Source organism: Methylobacterium sp. WL103 (genome assembly GCF_008039885.1).
In the GTDB taxonomy this organism is placed as follows: Bacteria; Pseudomonadota; Alphaproteobacteria; order Rhizobiales; family Beijerinckiaceae; genus Methylobacterium; species Methylobacterium cerastii.
Genome location: NZ_VRUX01001250.1, coordinates 1 through 495, shown reverse-complemented (window position 1 = coordinate 495; position 495 = coordinate 1). Strand labels below are relative to the sequence as shown.

The 495-nt window shown below is 71.3% G+C and carries 1 protein-coding gene; it reads right to left on the bottom strand.

The window, feature by feature from the left end:
• Positions 1–85 precede the first annotated feature (85 nt).
• Positions 86–289 carry a CsbD family protein gene (locus FV222_RS28865; protein ID WP_147727116.1) on the bottom strand — a complete coding sequence of 68 codons (204 nt, stop codon included), beginning with the start codon at positions 287–289 and terminating at the stop codon, positions 86–88.
• Positions 290–495 lie beyond the last annotated feature (206 nt).

Sequence of the window (495 nt, the reverse complement as noted above, 5' to 3'; positions counted from 1 at the left end):
GTGGGGGGTGAAAAGGGGGGCGGGACGGCGTCGTGGGCCGTCCCGCCACGTCGGGTCTGGCGCGTCGCGGGGACGCGCGCGGTGATCAGAACTTGCTCTTCACCTTGTCGGCGAGGTTCTGGGCGCCGTCCTTGGCGTCGCCGACGGTCTTCTGGGCTTCGCCCTTCAGCTCCTGCGCCTTGCCTTCGGCCACGAGCTTGTCGTTGCCGGTGACGTTGCCGACGCCCTGCTTGACGTTGCCGACGGCCTCGTTGGCCAGGCCCTTGATCTTGTCGGTGGTGCTGCTCATCGAACGTGCTCCTGTCTTGGGTCGATCGGAAAACCGGCCGATCCGACCGGCGGGATGCCGGCCCCGGCGTACCGGGGCCGAAGGGGCGAGGTGGGGATCAGGCGCGGCGGGTGGTGCCGTAGGCGACAGCCGGGCCGACGGCGCCGAAGCGGCCGCCGAGGAAGCCGGCGAGCGCGCCGAGGATCAGCGCCAGGGCGCCGTAGAAC